Raw genomic sequence first — 15722 nt, forward strand, 5'->3', positions numbered from 1 at the left:
TTCCCTGGCGAGCGGACCTGCGCCGCACTGACATCGACTCTGCGCACGACACCGTGGCCATATCGGCGAGAGCTGAGACCACAGGGTGCTCAGGGACGAGAGCAGCCGGTAGACCGGAAAAGTCATGTTGCCGACTTCCGGCATCGTGTCGGTTCTTGACGTCAGATGGGCCATGTTCCGAGTGCGCGGGCGAGCTGTTCGTGCTGTTCCTGAGTGATGCCTTGGGCGAGCCTCACGTCATGTCGCGGGCTGCGGGGGTCATCGCTGTAGAGAATGCCGCCGAAGGGCTGCTCGTCGGACAGCGACCAGGAGGCCGGGTCCCACAGCCGATGGTCCACGAGGATCTCCGCCATGCGCTCAGCCTTGTCCGCCAGAACGCCGACCCGGACCAGCGCCTCGGCGATTGCGTCGATCGCCGGCGTCGGCGCCATGGCGTATATGCGCTCGTACAGCGTCTCCTGGTCGCTCATCGCGGGCAGCAGGAGCAGCAGTCGGGCGTGCCGGTCATGGATTCCGGGGGACGCGTGGTCCGGGGTCTCGGCGATGTGCAGCAGTTCCCGCCAGGAGAGGCCAGGGCCCACCTGGGGTCCGTCGATGGTCGCGAGGTGGCCGTGTCGTTCCCAGTCGGGGTGGGTGATGAGGTAGTGCGTGCCCTGCTCTTCGGAACCGTTCACCACCACCGCGGTGTGCCCACCGCCGAACGGGACCCGGAACACGGGCCGGTTGTCCTCGTCCGTCAGCGCGTCGGACACAGCGTAGGCATCGGCCGAGTCCGCGCCGAACCACTCCGGGGTCGGTGGAGGCTCCCCCACGCACGTCTCCGGGTAGCACATCCACATGAGGTATGCGACCCAGAAACCCCGGCGGGAGACCAGTTCCTCCCCGGCCACCAGCGAGTCATCGTCAAATCCGTTGATCTTCACGAGGTAAGACTGCCAGCGCCTACTGACACGCCACGCACCCCTGACCAGCGATACCCGCGCCGCGCCCGACTGCCGTCGTTTCCCGGCGACATCTCCACCGAGACGAGATCACCGTGTGCTGTTGGAATCCCGCGACAAGTGAGGCCGGCAGTGACCTCCACAGCCGACACCGGCCCGCTCTCGAGTGGCGGCCGTGGTCGAAGAGTCCGCCGAACTTGCAGGGTGCATCTGGACGGCGCTCAAGGCGTTCGTCCCGCTCTGCTTTGCGAGCCGCAGGTCACGACAGGGTCGCCTCGCAAGGTTCAGCCGGACACGACACGGGTCGGTGCGGGTCAGCGCGGGTCGGTGCGGGTCGGTACGGCGGTGCGGTGGGTCAGCGTCGCGGGGCGGCCTTCAGTGCCGCGCGGGCGGCGTCCTTCGCCTTGGCCTCGCAGGCGCCCTTGGTGTACGGCTTCGCCCGGAGGCTGACCCGGACGGAGAGATTGCCCTCTCTCACACCGAGGACGCAGGTCCAGCCGGCACCGGCCGACCCCCAGTAGGCCTCGGTGCCGAACCCCAGGCGGGACGCCGTGCGCTGACCAGCCGCCTCCGACTGGAAAAGCCGCCTCTGCGCGGCCGCGTTGGCGTCCGCGTCACCGCCGAGACTCACGTTCCACCGGACCAGGGCGGTCGGCGACGCGGCGGTGTCGCCGCCGCCGTTGCAGCTCGACTGCGCGCCGTCGGCCGCCTCGGACCGGGCGTCCGCCGTCGACGGCCGCAGGTCCAGCGGCAGTTTCTCGCGCGCCTCCTGGCAACGGGGGACGGCCGTGTAGGCGATGGGCGTGTTCATCCGGTCCCGTACGTACAGTGCGGTACCGGTACCGGCCACGAGGAGCACGCCGGCCGCCACCAGCGCCGCGACCCTGCGCCGGCCCCGCCGCGGACCCTCCGGGCGACGGGCGTCGGGCGGCGCGGTCGGCAGCGGGGGCACCGGCATCGGGGTGCCCTGCGTGGACGCCACGGGCAGGGACACGGGCTGCGATGCCGATACGGGCTCCGACTCCGGCTCCGGCTCCGGGGCGGCGGCTGCCGGGCGGCCGTCCAGCAGCCCGTCGATCCGGGTCCGCTGCGCGGCGAGCATCTCGTACACGGCCGTCGGCCACTGGCGCCCCGACGGCGTCACCGGACCGATCAGCTCGCGCAGCTCCACCGAGGACGGCCTGGCCTCGGGATCCTTGGCCAGACAGCGCGCCACCAGGTCGCGCAGCCCCGCCGGGACCCCGCGCAGGTCGGGCTCGGCGTGCACCACGTCGTACAGCGTCCGGAGGGTGGACGCCCCGGTGAAGGGGCTGCTGCCCGTCACCGCCATGACCAGCACGGATCCGAGCGAGAAGATGTCGCTGGCGGGCGTGAGCGGCTTGCCCTCGGCCTGTTCGGGCGACATGTACGCGGGCGATCCGACGACCCAGCCCGTGCGCGTCAGCCCGGGCTCCCCCTCGACCTCGCCCTCCGTGGCCCGCGCGATGCCGAGGTCGATGACGCGGACGCCGTCCTCGGCGAGGAGCACGTTGTCGGGCTTGAGGTCCCGGTGGACGAGTCCGGCCCGGTGGATCTCGGCCAGGGCGGAGGTCAGTCCCGCGGCGAGGCGGCGTACGACGTCCTCCGGCAGCACCCCGACCGCCTTGACCACCGCCCCGAGGGAGGGTCCGGGGACGAAGACCGAGGCCAGCCAGGGCATGGGCGCGTCCGGGTCGGCGTCGATCACGGCGGCCGTGTAGGCGCCGGACACCTTGCGCGAGGCGGTGACTTCACGGCGGAAACGCGCCCGGAAGCCCTCGTCGTCGGCGAACTGCGCAAGGACCTGCTTGACGGCGACGAGCCGCCCGTCCGGGCCGGCCGCCAGCAGTACCCGGCCCATCCCGCCCTGCCCGAGCACGCCGACGACCTCGAACGGCCCCACGTGCGTCGGGCCCCCCGGCCCTACCTGTTCCATGCCCCTGCCCCCTCATCCCCCGAGTCGGGAGCGGATCATACAGAGGCGGCCCTCACGAACGCGGCGAAAGCGGCAGGGCGGGCGGTGAGCACGGGCCCGTCGGGGTTCTTGGAATCCCGCACGGCGACGAGGCAGGGCTGCGCGGCCACCTCGACGCAATCACCGCCGGTGTCACCGCTGTACGAGGCCTTGCGCCAGGCCAGGGAGCCGAGCGGGGCGCACTCGACGCACTCTCCGCCGGTGTCGGCGCTGTACGAGGACTTACGCCCCTTCGCGCCCGTCGGGTGTTGGTTGGTGTCCATAGCGGTCCTCCATCACTCGGGCGATCAGCGCCACCGAGTCCTCCAGCGGGAGGGCGGCAGCCTGCCTCCGCGTGATGCTGGATCGTCGGCTGGCGCAGCTGCTGGCGGACTCCCCCGCGGACATCGCCGACCGGCTCGCCATGCTGGTCGACGACCTGACCGAGGCACTGGGCGCTCAGGACCCCCTCACCGTCCGCGCCTCCTACCACCGGGCGGTGCGGGTCCGCCGGCAGTCCGCGACCGACCTGGAACGGATTCTGCCGCGCATGGTAAGGGTCCTGGGCCTGGAGCATCCGGACACGATCACCGCTTGAGCGGCACCCAACGGCTGGCCCAGGAGGTCTCCGACACCCGGTCGGAATTCCGGCGAGCCGTACGGGAGCGGCGGCGCGCGGACGGCTCCGGCGGGCCGGGCGGCGGACTGTCCCGGCTGTTCGGTCGCTGATCCACACGCACCTGCGAAGCCCCCCGCCATGGACCCCTACCCGGCGGTAGGGCAGCATGGGCCGCCACACGCAGCTCAGCAGGAGGAACGACATGGCCACCCCCAAGCCGGAGACCCTCGCCGCCTTCGAGGCCGCCAAGGGGTTCATGCCCGTACGGGAGGGCCTCGCGCTGTACGAGGCCGCCGCCGCGGCCGGGGCGCTCGGGCTGCCGCTGCTGGAGGTCGGCACGTACTGCGGGCGCTCGACCATCCTGCTCGCCGATGCCGCCCGCGAGGCCGGCGTGGCCGCGATCACCGTGGACCACCACCGGGGCAGCGAGGAGCAGCAGCCCGGCTGGGAGTACCACGACCCGACGGTCGTGGACCCTGAGGTCGGACTGATGGACACCCTGCCCACCTTCCGCCGCACCCTCCACAGGGCCGGGCTGGAGGAGCACGTGATCGCGATCGTCGGCCGCTCCCCGCAGGTCGCGGCGGCCTGGGGCGGCAGGCTCGGCTTCGTCTTCATCGACGGCGGCCACACCGACGAGCACGCGACCGGCGATTACGAGGGCTGGGCCCCGCACGTGGCCGAGGGCGGCACGCTCGTCATCCACGACGTGTTCCCCGACCCGGCGGCCGGCGGCCAGGCCCCGTACCGGATCTACCTGCGCGCTCTCGCCTCCGGTGCCTTCGAGGAGGTCTCCGTGACCGATTCGCTGCGCGTGCTGCGCCGCACCGGCCCGGGCATCTGACGTCGGCCCACCGCCCACGCAACCGTTCATATAAGCGCACCACGCCCCCGTATGGCGCAGTACCGGCCGGGCCACCGGGCGGCGGTCTAGCATCGCGGACGTGCGCTACGACGACAGCCCCCCGCCCCCCGAGTCCGGCTCCTCGGCGAATCCGGACCGGCACTGGTTCACCCGACGCTCCACGCTCGTGGTCGGGATCGCCGCCCTCGCCCCGGCCTGCCTGGCGGGCTGGGTCCTGACCCAGGCGCTGTCCGGGGCCGGGCCGGGCGGGAACCGGCCCGCCTCGGCACCGCAGCCCGCCTCGCACTCGGCGCTGTCGCCGGGCCAGCGGGACGCGAAGCCGGGCGCCACCCCGAGCGGGAGCCCGAGCGCGGAGGCGAGCACGCCCGCGGCGGCCCCCGCACCGGTCCCCGCCAAGGGCCCGCTGACCGGGAAGACCGTGGTCGTCGACCCCGGGCACAACACCGGCAACTTCCAGCACACCGACGAGATCGACCAGCAGGTCGACATCGGCACCAACCGCAAGGAGTGCGACACCACCGGGACCACCACGAACTCCGGCTACATGGAGGCGGAGTTCACGATGGACGTCTCGAAGCGACTGCGGACGGCCCTGGAGGCCCAGGGTGCGAAGGTGGTCCTCACCCACGAGACGGGCGACCGCGCCTGGGGGCCCTGCATCACCGAGCGCGCCCGCATCGGCAACGAGGCGAACGCCGACGCCGTCGTGTCCGTCCACGCCGACGGCGCCTCGGCCGGCAACCGCGGTTTCCACGTCATCCTCCCGGCCAAGGTCAAGAGCGGGGCCGCCGACACCGCGAAGATCGTGGGACCCTCGCGCGAGCTCGGCGAACGGATCGCCGGGAACTTCGCCCGCACCACCGGTTCGGCGCCCGCCAACTACCTCGGCGGCGGAACCGGCTTGGTGGTCCGCGACGATCTGGGCGGACTGAACCTGTCAACTCGCCCCAAGGTGTTCATCGAATGCGGCAACATGCGTGACGCCAAGGACGCGGCGCAGCTGACGAGTCCGGAGTGGCGGCAGAAGGCGGCCCAGGGCATCGCGGACGGCATCGTCGGCTTCCTGGGCGGGTAGTCCCTCTCGGGCGTCCCGCCGGGGCGCCCGCCGCCCCGATCCTCTCGGTTGCGGGATACATCCGTACCATGGTGCCGCCCGCCCTGCTGCAGGCACGATCTGCGCTGCGACCGCGGCACCACGAGACGACCGAGACCGAGAAGGACACCTAAGACGTGAACATCCGCTCCCTCACTCGAGGCGACGGCGTGGTGATCGGAGCAGCGGTGCTGCTGTTCATCGCCTCGTTCCTCGATTTCTACTCCACCACGGGCGTCGACCTCCCGAGCCCCTGGGACACCGATGCCTACCGCCTGGTGCTCCCCAGCGTCTTCCTGCTCGGCTTCATCGCCGCCGGCCTGCTCGTCGCGGGCCGCTTCCAGCCGGAGAGCCGCAAGGTCGTCGGCCTGCCGCTGGCGGCGTGGGGGACGGTCCTCGCCGTGTCGGCCGCCTGGTCCGCGCTGTGGGCGCTGATCACCTGCCCGAGCACGTTCGACCTGGGCGCGGGCGCGGTCATCGCCTTCCTCTCCACGCTGGCCCTGGCCGGCGTGGCCCTCTTCGGCGCGAAGGTTCCGGCGCTCGCCGGTTCGCTGGTGCCGGAGGCCCGGCCCGCCGCCCCGCAGCCGTACGGCGGCCAGCCGCAGCCGGGTGCCGGGTACGGCTACCCGGGCGGGCAGCAGCCGTACGGTTCCACCCCGCAGCCGGTCCCGCCGTACGGCGGCACGCCGACTCCGGCGCCCGGACCCCAGGACTCCGGCGCCGGCCAGCAGGCGGCGACGCCCGCCCCGGCGGCGGACTTCAGCCCGTTCTGGTTCGCGGTGCCGGTGGCCCGTCCCCTCTTCGCCGAGGACGGCTCGCCCACGCAGATCGCCGAACTCGCGCCGGGCACCTGGTACCTGGCGGTCGAACAGCGCGGCGGCGCCGCCCTGGTCGCGCAGACGCAGGACGGTCGTCGCGGCATCCTGAGCGACACCTCGGGGATCCAGCGCGGCTGATCCCCGCACCCGCACCCCACCGCGTTCCACCACGACGCCCCACCGGTCCTCCGGTGGGGCGTCGTGCGTTCGGGGCTGTCGGTACGGGTCAGTAGCATCGACCCAACCAGCACTGATATTCGATGAGTTGAAACGGGTGGGGAACTACGTGATAGCAAGTCGCATGCGCGGTACGGCTCTGGCCGCCGCGCTGGGCGTCGTCGCGACGCTGTGCCTGCCGGGGGTGGCCGCGGCCGCCGGGCCCGGTCCGGACCGGGCGGGCAGCAGCGCTTCCGCCGGGACGAGCGGCCCGGTCGGGGGCACGGTCCGCAGGCTCGCGCTGGAGCCGAAGGGTGCCACGGAGGCGGCCGTCTCCGCGCACGGCACCGAGCGCTTCGGGCTCATGGGCGTGTCCTGGAAGGACGCCGCAGCAGAGGTGCAGGGGAAGATCGAGGCCCGCAGCCGGAACGCCCGGACCGGGGCGTGGACGCCGTGGGTCACGCTGGAGCCGTTCAAGGCGGGTCTCGACGGTGACCGGCCGGGGGCGCGCGGCGCCACCGAGCCGGTGTGGGTCGGAGCCGCCGACGGGGCCGAGGTACGGGTGAGCGGCGGCTCGGCCGCGCTGCCCGCCGGCCTGGAGCTGGACCTGGTGGACCCGGGCAGGGCCGGGTCCACCGGCGCGGCGGAGTCCGCGCCCGCCTCGGGTGCCCGGGCGGCGGCCGCTGCCGCGGTGGCTCCGGGGCCGGAGTCGACGGCGCCCCGGCCGGACGTCGTCTCGCGCGCCACGTGGGGCGCCGACGAGTCCCTGAACAACGAGGGCCCGATCTACCTTGCCGGCGGGAAGATCAAGGCCCTCTTCGTGCACCACACGGCGGCGACCGCGCCGTACGAGTGCACCGATTCCGCGGCCATCGTCCGCGGCCTGCACGTCTACCACGTGAAGACCAACGGCTGGCGCGACCTCGGCTACAACTTCCTCGTCGACAAGTGCGGCACCCTCTTCGAGGGCCGTCAGGGCGGTGTGGACCAGCCGGTGATGGGCGCCCACACCTACGGTTTCAACTCGGAGTCGACGAGCGTCGCGGTCCTCGGGGACTACACGAACGCCGGGGCCTCACCCGCCGCGCTCGAGGGCATCTCGAAGATGGCCGCGTACAAACTGGGCCAGTACGACGTCGACATGGACGGTACGACGACGCTGACCGCGGGCGCCACGCAGAAGAACTACGCGGGCACCAGCTTCACCGCCGGGCAGCCGTACCCGTTCCGGACGGTCTCCGGGCACCGGGACGGCTTCAACACCGAGTGCCCGGGCCACCAGCTGTACCCGCAGCTGGACACGATCCGGAAGTCGGGCCCCGCAGCCCGGCTGAAGATCGGAGCCGTGAACGAGAAGGCCGTCGTGCCGGGTGCCACGGTGAAGACGCCGGGACCGCTGGTGGTCGACTTCTCCACCAGCACGGCCGCCCCGCTGGTGCGCTCGTTCGAGCTGCTGGTGGACGGCGCGTCGGTCGCGACGGTCGCCGGTGACGCCACGCGCGTCGCCACCATGCTGAGCCCGGGCAGCCACCGGATCCAGATCCGGGCGACCGCCCAGAACGGCAAGGTGTCCACGAGCCTGCCGGTCACCGTCGACGCGGACGTCTCGGACGTCAAGTACGTCCCGGTCCTGCCCAAGCGCCTGATGGACACGCGCGAGGGCCTGGGCGTGCCGAAGGCCAAGGTCGGGCCGGGCGGCGTGGTGCCCCTGAAGGTCGCGGGCGTCCAGGGCGTCCCGGCGTACGGGGTGACCTCCGTGGTGCTGAACGTGACGGCGACCAACCCCACGGAGGCCGGCCACGTGTCGGTCTACCCGAACGGCACGGTCCGCACGAGCGCGTCGAACCTCAACTTCACCGCCGGCCAGACCATCCCGAACCTGGTGGTCGTGCCCGTCCAGGACGGGATCATCCAGTTCTACAACAGCGCGGGCTCCGTGGACCTGATAGCGGACATCACCGGCTACTTCCTCGCGAGCGGCGAGGGCGGAACCCATGTGAACCTCGGCCCGAAGCGCATCCTGGACACCCGGGACGGCACGGGCGGGGTGCCCACCGCCCCGGTCGGCCAGGGCGGCGTCCTGGACCTCGATCTGTCGGCCGTCGACGGGCTCCCGGCGCAGGACGGCGTCACCGCGGTGGTCCTGAACGTGACGGCGACCAACCCGACCACCTCCAGCCACGTGTCGGTCTACCCGAACGGCACGACCCGCACGAGCGCCTCCAACCTCAACTTCACCGTCGTCACCCTGCCCGTCGCGGGCGTCGAGGGCGTGCCGGCGACCGGCGTCACCGCGGTGATCCTGAACGTGACGGCGACCAACCCGACCACCTCCAGCCACGTGTCGGTCTACCCGAACGGCACGACCCGCACGAGCGCCTCCAACCTCAACTTCACCGCATGCGCCTCGGACTCGCACTCGGCTACTGGGGCCGCGGTCCCAGTCCCGCCCACCTCGACCTCGCCACCGAAGCCGAACGGCTCGGCTACGACTCGGTGTGGACCGCCGAGGCCTGGGGCTCCGACGCCTTCACCCCACTGACCTGGATCGCCGCACACACCTCGCGGATCCGCCTGGGCACCGCCATCGCCCAGATGGCCGCCCGCACCCCGACCGCCACCGCCATGCACGCCCTCACCCTGGACCACCTCTCCGGCGGCCGGATGATGCTGGGCCTGGGCCTGTCCGGCCCCCAGGTGGTCGAAGGCTGGTACGGGCGCCCCTTCCCCGCGAGCCCGCTGACCGCGACCCGCGAGTACGTCGACGTCATCCGCCAGGTCCTGCGCCGCGAGGGCCCGGTCGCAGTGGAGGGCCGCTTCCACAGCCACCCGTACCGGGGCGAGGACGCAACCGGCATCGGCAAGCCCCTCAAGCCCATCACCCACCCGCTGCGCGCGGACCTCCCGGTCCTGCTGGGCGCCGAGGGCCCGAAGAACATCGCCCAGACCACCCGGATCGCGGACGGCTGGCTGCCCCTGTACTGGTCACCCACCCGCACGGACGTCTACCGGGCCTCCCTCACCGACCTCCCCCAGGGCTTCATGATCGCCCCGATGGCCCGCGCCAAGGTCTGCGGCGACGTCGCCGAGGGCCTGCTCCCGGTCAAGGCCATGCTCGGCTTCTACATCGGCGGCATGGGCCACGCGGCCCGCAACTTCCACGCCGACCTGATGGCCCGCATGGGCTACGAGGAGGAGGCCCGCCGCATCCAGCAGCTCTTCCTCGCGGGCCGCAAGGAGGAAGCGGTACTCGCCGTCCCGGACGCGTTCGCCGACGAGATCTCCCTGGTCGGACCACGCGAGCGGATCGCGGAACGGCTGGAACTGTGGCGCAGGGGCCCCGTCACGGACCTGCTCGTGACGGCCCCGGACCCGCACACCCTGCGCGTCCTGGCAGAGCTCAACAGCTAAGGCGAGGAGGTGTCCGCCTGCGGCAGCGCCTCCAGCAGCTCGCGCACGTCCAGCGGCATCACGGCGATCTCGATGCTCCCGCCGCCGTCGTACGCACAGGCCACGATCCGCGAGCCCGGGTTGATGGAGATCCCCTCCTTCATCGAGGGAACCCGCAGCCCGGTGGCCCGGCCCCCGGGCAGCGCCACGGCCTCCCCGCGCTGGGGAACCCAGCGGGCCGCGCCCCCCTCGACGTACACCCGGCCCGGCCGCCAGCGGCCCTGACCGGCCGGCTGCCGCGCCATGCCCGGGATCCCCGGCACGGGCGCGGCGCCCGCCCGCGCCCGATGCCTGCGCCGCACCAGCCACCCGACCCCGACGACCCCACCGGCCAGCACCACGTACTCGATCACACGCCCATTGAAACAGCCCGCGGCCGAGCGGGCGGCGACGCCCCTCGGCCGCGGGGCCGGGTCGTGGTCGGGGCTAGCCGCCGAGCTGGGAGGCGCTGGGGACCTTGTTGGTCACCTCGGCGCCCGCGCTCCTGCCCGCTTCCTTCACGCCGTTGATGACGGCGTCGAAGGACGAGATGTCGGCGTCACCCGCCTGGCCCTTGCGCAGCTTGCTGCCGAGCCCCTTCAGCGACTCGATGCCCGCCGTCAGCGGGGCGACCGCCTTCGACAGCAGCGGGTCGCCCTTGGCGTTGTCGGCCGCCGCCTTGAGCCGGTTGTACGCGAACGCGCCCGCCAGGCCCGCCTTGATGAGCGCGAAGGTCCGGCCCTTCGCACCCTTCTTGAACTTGCCCTCCCGGTACGGCTTGACGATCCACTGGTACGTCGCGCCCGCCGCGAGCGACGCGTTGGCCACGAAACGCGTCTTGGCGAACTTCTGCTTCTCCGCCGACGTGCTCGGCGACGGCGTCACGGCGGCCCGCTCGTCGGCCTCCACCGCCACCGGCTCCGCCGCGGCGAGCGCGGCCAGCTCGCCCATCGAAGCGGCGGACAACTCCTCCCGCTGGGTACCGCCGCCACCGCTGCCGCAGGCGGTGGCACCGGCCAGCAGCGCGGTCGACAGGACCCGCCGTGAGGGCGCGACGGAATCGGACGGTCGTGGGTACGGACACGGTTTCCTCCGGGGACTCAGGCGTCCCCCGCAGCCTCACCCCGGCCGCGCGGGCCCGCCACCCGGCGGACCCGTTCGGGTTTGCGACGCGCCCGGGCGGCAACACGCGCAGCATGCCCACACACACGCGAGTACGCACCCGAGGAAGCAGTCAGGCAGGCCGGGCCGTCGCTCTGGTGGCGGACGTGCTTGCTTTCGTGATCATCCTGTGGATCGTGCTCTGGTTCCTGGACGCCAACCAGGGCAACGAGCTCGTCAATTTCATCCACGACACCGCGAGCTGGCTGGCGGGCTGGTCCTACGACCTGTTCACCTTCAGTCGCGAATGGATCCAGGTCGTCGTCGGCTACGGCCTGGCCGCCGTCGTCTACGTCCTGGTCGGCCACGCCGTCGCCGGATGGCTCTACCGCCGCTGACGCCCGCCCCCGCACCCCGCGCCCGCACCCCCGACGGCGCGAAAGGGCCCTCCCCGCCGTCGGGCGGGGAGGGCCCCTCTTCGCATCAGGTCCGGCTCAGCCGCAGCAGTCCGGTTCCAGCCCCGCCGGGAGCGAACCCCCGCCGAACACCTCCGTGGTGGCCTCGTCCCCGCCCAGCGCCGCGACGGCCAGCAGCAGCGACCCGGCGGTCCACGTCGTCTGCTCCACCGGCCACACCGCGTCGTCCTGGAAGACGTACCCCGTCCAGTACATGCCGTTGTCCGCGCGCAGGTGCCCGATCGACCGCAGGATCTCCAGCGCCCGGTCCGACTCCCCCGTCGCCCACAGCGCGAGCGCCAGCTCGCAGGACTCGCCGCCCGTCACCCACGGGTTCGGCAGGACGCACCGCACCCCCAGGTCCGCCACCACGAACTCGTCCCAGCGGCCCTCGATCCGCGCCTTGGCCTCAGCGCCGGTCAGGGCACCACCGAGGACCGGGTAGTACCAGTCCATCGAATAGTGGTCCTTGTCCAGGAACCGCTCCGGATGACGGCGTATCGCATGCCGCAGCGCGCCCGCCGCGAGCTCCCAGTCCGGCTGCGGCTCCTCGCGGTGCTCGGCGATGGCCAGCGCGCAGCGCAGCGCCTGGTGGATGGAGGACGACCCGGTCAGCAGCGCGTCCGTCACCGGCGTCCCGTCCGCCTCCCGCTTCCAGCCGATCTCGCCGCCCGGCTGCTGGAGCGACAGGACGCACTCCACGGCCGAGTAGACGGCCGGCCACATGCGGTCGAGGAAGGTGTCGTCGCCGGTCGACAGGTAGTGGTGCCAGACACCGACGGCTATGTAGGCGGTGAAGTTGCTCTCGCGGCTCGCGTCCTGCGGCTCGGCGGTGTCCACGCCGTCCGGCCGGTCGGCGTAGGCCGCGTACCAGGAACCGTCCTGGTTCTGGTGCCGCGCCAGCCACTCGTACGCCCGCTCGGCGGCCTCGTGCTCGCCGGCCGCGTCCAGCGCCATCGCCGCCTCGGTGTGGTCCCACGGGTCGAGGTGGTGGCCGCGGAACCACGGGATGGCGCCGTCGGCGCGCTGCACCGCGAGGATGCCCGCGACCGTCTCGGCGGCCTGCTCCGCGGTCAGTACGCCGTCCAGGACCAGGTGTTCGGTACGCCCGGGCGAGCTCACTGCGCCGCGCCGACGGGCAGGTGCGGCTTGGTCGCGTACGCGACGAAGCTCTTGCCGATGAGGGGGTTGAGGGCCTGCTCCGCGAGCCGCGTCGCGAGGGGCTTCTTCATGATGTCCCAGACCAGGAGCTTGTGGTACGCCTTGACCGGCAGCGCCTTGTCGTTGTCCACGCCGAAGGCGCACTTGAGCCACCAGTACGGGGAGTGCAGCCCGTGCGCGTGGTGCGTGCCGTACGGCTTGAGGCCCGCGGCCCGCATCTTGCCGAGCAGCTCGTCCGCCTTGTAGATGCGGATGTGGCCGCCCTCGACCTCGTGGTAGGCGTCCGACAGCGCCCAGCAGATCTTCTCCGGGCCGTAGCGCGGAACGGTTATGGCGATGCGTCCGCCGGGCTTGAGCACGCGGACCATCTCCGCGAGCACGCCCTTGTCGTCGTGGATGTGCTCCATCACCTCGGAGATGATGACGACGTCGAAGGAGTCGTCGGGGAAGGGCAGCGCGAGGGCGTCGCCCTCCATCGCGGTGGCGGTGGCGCCCGCCGGGGCCTCGCCGGCCTCCTTCATCGCGGCGAACCACTTGGCGACCTCGCGGATCTCCTCGCCGTTGCGGTCGACGGCGACCACCTGGGCGCCTCTCCGGTAGCACTCGAAGGCGTGGCGGCCTGCGCCACAGCCGAGGTCGAGCACACGATCGCCTGCGGCGAGCGGGAACCGGGAGAAATCGACGGTCAGCACGGGGTCCTGCCTTCGCGGTCGCGGGGGTGTACGGGGGTGGGGACGGTGGGGATGAGGCGGAAGATCACCGGGCGCGGCGGCTGCGGGCGACCCGGGACTGCTCGATGGCGGCACGGTAGTGCGCGGCGGTCCCCTCGGCGGCAGCGGCCCACGTGAAACGGGTCAGGACCCGTTCGCGTCCGGCCGCGCCGAGGCGGGCCCGCAGCTGCGGATCGCCCAGCATCCGGCCCAGCGCGGCGGCCAGGGCGCCGGCGTCGCCGGGCGGCACGGCGAGGCAGGTCTCGCCGTCGGAACCGGCGACCTCCGGGATCGCACCGCCGGTGGTGGCGACGAGCGGGGTGCCCGTGGCCATGGCCTCGGCCGCCGGGAGCGAGAAGCCCTCGTACAGCGACGGCACGCACGCCACCTCGGCGCTGCGCACCAGGTCGACGAGCTCGGCGTCGGTGATGCCCTTCACGAAGCGGACGGCGTCCTGGAGGCCGTACGTCTCGATGGCGCGGGCGACGGGGCCCTGCTCTGCGCGCTTGCCGACGACGACGAGGTGGGCGTCGGGCTGCTCGGTGCGCAGCTTCGCGAGCGCCTCGACGAGGAAGACGAGGCCCTTGAGGGGGACGTCGGCGCTGGAGGTGGTCACGATGCGGCCGGGGACCTCGGCCACCGACGCGTCGGGCGACCACAGGTCGGTGTCGGCGCCGATGTGCACGACGTGGATGCGCTCGTCTCGGACGCCGAGGTGGTCGGCGATCTCCTGCTTGGAGGATCCGGAGACGGTCAGCACGGACGGCAGCCTGCGGGCCACGCGGCCCTGCATGCGGGTGAAGGCGTACCAGCGGCGTACGGAGGCCCGCTTCACGCGGCCCTGCGCGGCGTCGAGGTCGAGCTTGCGGTCGACGGTGATGGGGTGGTGGATCGTCGTCACCAGCGGCGCGCCGACGTCGCCGAGCAGGCCGTAGCCGAGGGTCTGGTTGTCGTGGACGACGTCGAACTCACCGGTGCGAGCCCGCAGATGGCGGCGGGCCCGCAGGGAGAAGGTCAGCGGCTCGGGGAAGCCGCCGGTCCACATCGTCGCGACTTCCAGGGCGTCGATCCAGTCCCGGTACTCGTCGCGCTTGGGTGTGCGGAAGGGATCGGGGCTGCGGTACAGGTCGAGGCTCGGGAGTTCGGTGAGCGTGGCGCCCGTGTCGAGCACCGGGTAGGGCTGTGCGCCGATGACCTCGACGGAGTGTCCGAGGCGGACCAGCTCGCGCGAGAGGTGCCGGACGTAGACGCCCTGACCGCCGCAGAACGGGTTCCCCTTATAGGTGAGGAGGGCGATGCGCAGCGGACGCTCGCCGTCGTCGGCGGGACCCGCGAAAGGGCTCGTCGCCACGGCCTCAGCGGTCACTCTCGGCCCCCTTCTCACTGCACTTTCGCCGGAGCGTAACCGCTCGGATAATGTAGAACAAGTTTCAGACTTGATCCGTCTAAGAGCATTGAATCTACCGGCCGGAAACCACACCGTAAGAGGTGGAGCAGGTGATTCGCGCCACGACGCGGCGCCTGCCATGCTGGCTGCGGATCAGCCCGGAGACAGCCCGCGCAACGACACGGAACGGGACACATGAGTGCGGAAGTGAAGGCCGTCACCACACCGGCGTCGCCTCCTCTGACGGAGCGCCAGGAGGCACGCCGCCGCCGGATCCTGCACGCGAGCGCCCAGCTGGCCAGCCGGGGCGGTTTCGACGCCGTCCAGATGCGCGAGGTCGCGGAGGCGGCCGGCGTGGCGCTGGGCACCCTCTACCGCTACTTCCCGTCCAAGGTGCACCTGCTGGTCGCCACCATGCAGGACCAGCTCCAGCACATGCACACCACGCTGCGCAAGCGGCCGCCCGCCGGGGACGAACCGGCGGCCAGGGTCGCGGAGACCCTGATGCGCGCCTTCCGCGCGCTCCAGCGGGAGCCGCAGCTGGCCGACGCGATGGTGCGGGCGCTGACCTTCGCGGACCGGAGCGTGAGCCCCGAGGTCGACACCGTGTCCCGCCTGACCACGGCGATCATCCTGGACGCGATGGGCCTGGAGCGCCCGCCCACCGCGGAGCAGCTGTCGGCGGTCCGGGTCATCGAGCACACCTGGCACTCCGCACTGATCACCTGGCTGTCGGGCCGCGCCTCGATCGCCCAGGTGAAGATCGACATCGAAACGGTCTGCCGCCTCATCGACCTGACGTCCCCGGAAAAGTCCTGAAGCAACCGCTGCCCCTCCACCAGCACGGGGACGGAAGACGCGGCGGCGGTGTGTGTGTGGGGGGGCGGTGCGGCGGGGCAGCGGTGTGACGGGACGGCGGTGTGACGGCGCGGCGGGGCAGCGGGGCAGCGGTGTGACGGGACGGCGGTGTGACGGCGCGGCGGGGCAGCGGGGCAGCGGTGTGACGGGACGGCGG

The 15722-nt window shown here is 72.5% G+C and carries 16 protein-coding genes and 1 pseudogene; 9 read left to right on the plus strand and 8 right to left on the minus strand.

Annotated features, from left to right (window positions below):
• Positions 1-161: 161 nt before the first annotated feature.
• The 3 genes from IH80_RS0128630 to IH80_RS0128640 all read right to left on the minus strand — a co-directional run bounded on the left by IH80_RS0128630 (position 162) and on the right by IH80_RS0128640 (position 3197).
• Positions 162-923, minus strand: coding sequence for a hypothetical protein (locus IH80_RS0128630; RefSeq protein ID WP_030964347.1), 762 nt, complete (start codon positions 921-923; stop codon positions 162-164).
• Between the two features lie 373 nt (positions 924-1296).
• Entirely contained in the window at positions 1297-2895 is a 1599-nt protein-coding gene (locus tag IH80_RS0128635; RefSeq protein ID WP_030964349.1) for a serine/threonine-protein kinase, read from the minus strand.
• 35 nt (positions 2896-2930) lie between these two features.
• On the minus strand, positions 2931-3197 hold the full coding sequence (locus tag IH80_RS0128640) for a DUF397 domain-containing protein (RefSeq protein ID WP_030964350.1): 267 nt from the start codon (positions 3195-3197) through the stop codon (positions 2931-2933).
• Positions 3198-3268: 71 nt separating this feature from the next.
• Here IH80_RS0128640 and IH80_RS44950 point away from each other — a divergent pair, with 71 nt between their 5' ends.
• From IH80_RS44950 to IH80_RS0128680, 7 genes and pseudogenes are all read left to right on the plus strand, one after another.
• Positions 3269-3511: a hypothetical protein gene (locus tag IH80_RS44950; RefSeq protein WP_030964351.1), complete on the plus strand. Its 243-nt coding sequence runs from the start codon at positions 3269-3271 to the stop codon at positions 3509-3511.
• On the plus strand, positions 3508-3642 hold the full coding sequence (locus IH80_RS46945; RefSeq protein WP_267883527.1) for a hypothetical protein: 135 nt from the start codon (positions 3508-3510) through the stop codon (positions 3640-3642). Before IH80_RS44950 ends, IH80_RS46945 begins: the two co-directional genes overlap by 4 nt.
• Positions 3643-3734: 92 nt before the next feature.
• The gene (locus tag IH80_RS0128655) at positions 3735-4376 is read left to right on the plus strand and encodes a class I SAM-dependent methyltransferase (RefSeq protein WP_030964352.1); all 642 of its coding nucleotides are present in this window, start codon (positions 3735-3737) and stop codon (positions 4374-4376) included.
• A 100-nt stretch (positions 4377-4476) separates the two neighbouring features.
• A complete protein-coding gene (locus IH80_RS0128660) occupies positions 4477-5472 on the plus strand; it encodes an N-acetylmuramoyl-L-alanine amidase (RefSeq protein WP_030964353.1) in 996 nt (331 codons plus the stop codon).
• Between the two features lie 155 nt (positions 5473-5627).
• Positions 5628-6446, plus strand: a complete 819-nt coding sequence (locus tag IH80_RS0128665; RefSeq protein ID WP_030964354.1) for a membrane protein — start codon at positions 5628-5630, stop codon at positions 6444-6446.
• A gap of 382 nt (positions 6447-6828) precedes the next feature.
• A pseudogene (locus tag IH80_RS46295) lies at positions 6829-7728 on the plus strand (peptidoglycan recognition protein); the annotation flags it as partial.
• Positions 7729-8864: 1136 nt separating this feature from the next.
• A complete protein-coding gene (locus IH80_RS0128680) occupies positions 8865-9875 on the plus strand; it encodes an LLM class F420-dependent oxidoreductase (protein WP_030964359.1) in 1011 nt (336 codons plus the stop codon).
• Here the strand turns inward: IH80_RS0128680 and IH80_RS41065 are convergent.
• Together IH80_RS41065 and IH80_RS0128690 are read right to left on the minus strand one after the other, a co-directional pair.
• A complete protein-coding gene (locus IH80_RS41065) occupies positions 9872-10267 on the minus strand; it encodes a hypothetical protein (protein ID WP_051810064.1) in 396 nt (131 codons plus the stop codon). The genes IH80_RS0128680 and IH80_RS41065 overlap by 4 nt on opposite strands.
• 73 nt (positions 10268-10340) lie before the next feature.
• A complete protein-coding gene (locus tag IH80_RS0128690; RefSeq protein WP_420708871.1) occupies positions 10341-10859 on the minus strand; it encodes a hypothetical protein in 519 nt (172 codons plus the stop codon).
• 230 nt (positions 10860-11089) lie between these two features.
• Here IH80_RS0128690 and IH80_RS0128695 point away from each other — a divergent pair, with 230 nt between their 5' ends.
• Positions 11090-11392, plus strand: coding sequence for a hypothetical protein (locus tag IH80_RS0128695; RefSeq protein WP_078906787.1), 303 nt, complete (start codon positions 11090-11092; stop codon positions 11390-11392).
• Between the two features lie 96 nt (positions 11393-11488).
• On the opposite strand, the gene IH80_RS0128700 is transcribed toward IH80_RS0128695, so the two are convergent.
• The 3 genes from IH80_RS0128700 to IH80_RS0128710 form a co-directional block, all read right to left on the minus strand.
• On the minus strand, positions 11489-12571 hold the full coding sequence (locus IH80_RS0128700; protein WP_030964364.1) for a prenyltransferase: 1083 nt from the start codon (positions 12569-12571) through the stop codon (positions 11489-11491).
• Positions 12568-13302, minus strand: coding sequence for a class I SAM-dependent methyltransferase (locus tag IH80_RS0128705; RefSeq protein ID WP_030852354.1), 735 nt, complete (start codon positions 13300-13302; stop codon positions 12568-12570). The genes IH80_RS0128700 and IH80_RS0128705 overlap by 4 nt, the downstream gene beginning before the upstream one ends.
• Positions 13303-13366: 64 nt before the next feature.
• Positions 13367-14686 carry a glycosyltransferase family 4 protein gene (locus tag IH80_RS0128710; RefSeq protein ID WP_030964365.1) on the minus strand — a complete coding sequence of 440 codons (1320 nt, stop codon included), beginning with the start codon at positions 14684-14686 and terminating at the stop codon, positions 13367-13369.
• Between the two features lie 216 nt (positions 14687-14902).
• Between IH80_RS0128710 and IH80_RS0128715 the strand changes: the two genes are divergently transcribed.
• The gene (locus tag IH80_RS0128715; RefSeq protein WP_030964367.1) at positions 14903-15526 is read left to right on the plus strand and encodes a TetR family transcriptional regulator; all 624 of its coding nucleotides are present in this window, start codon (positions 14903-14905) and stop codon (positions 15524-15526) included.
• Positions 15527-15722 lie beyond the last annotated feature (196 nt).

This window comes from Streptomyces sp. NRRL S-378, from assembly GCF_000720645.1.
GTDB lineage: Bacteria > Actinomycetota > Actinomycetes > Streptomycetales > Streptomycetaceae > Streptomyces.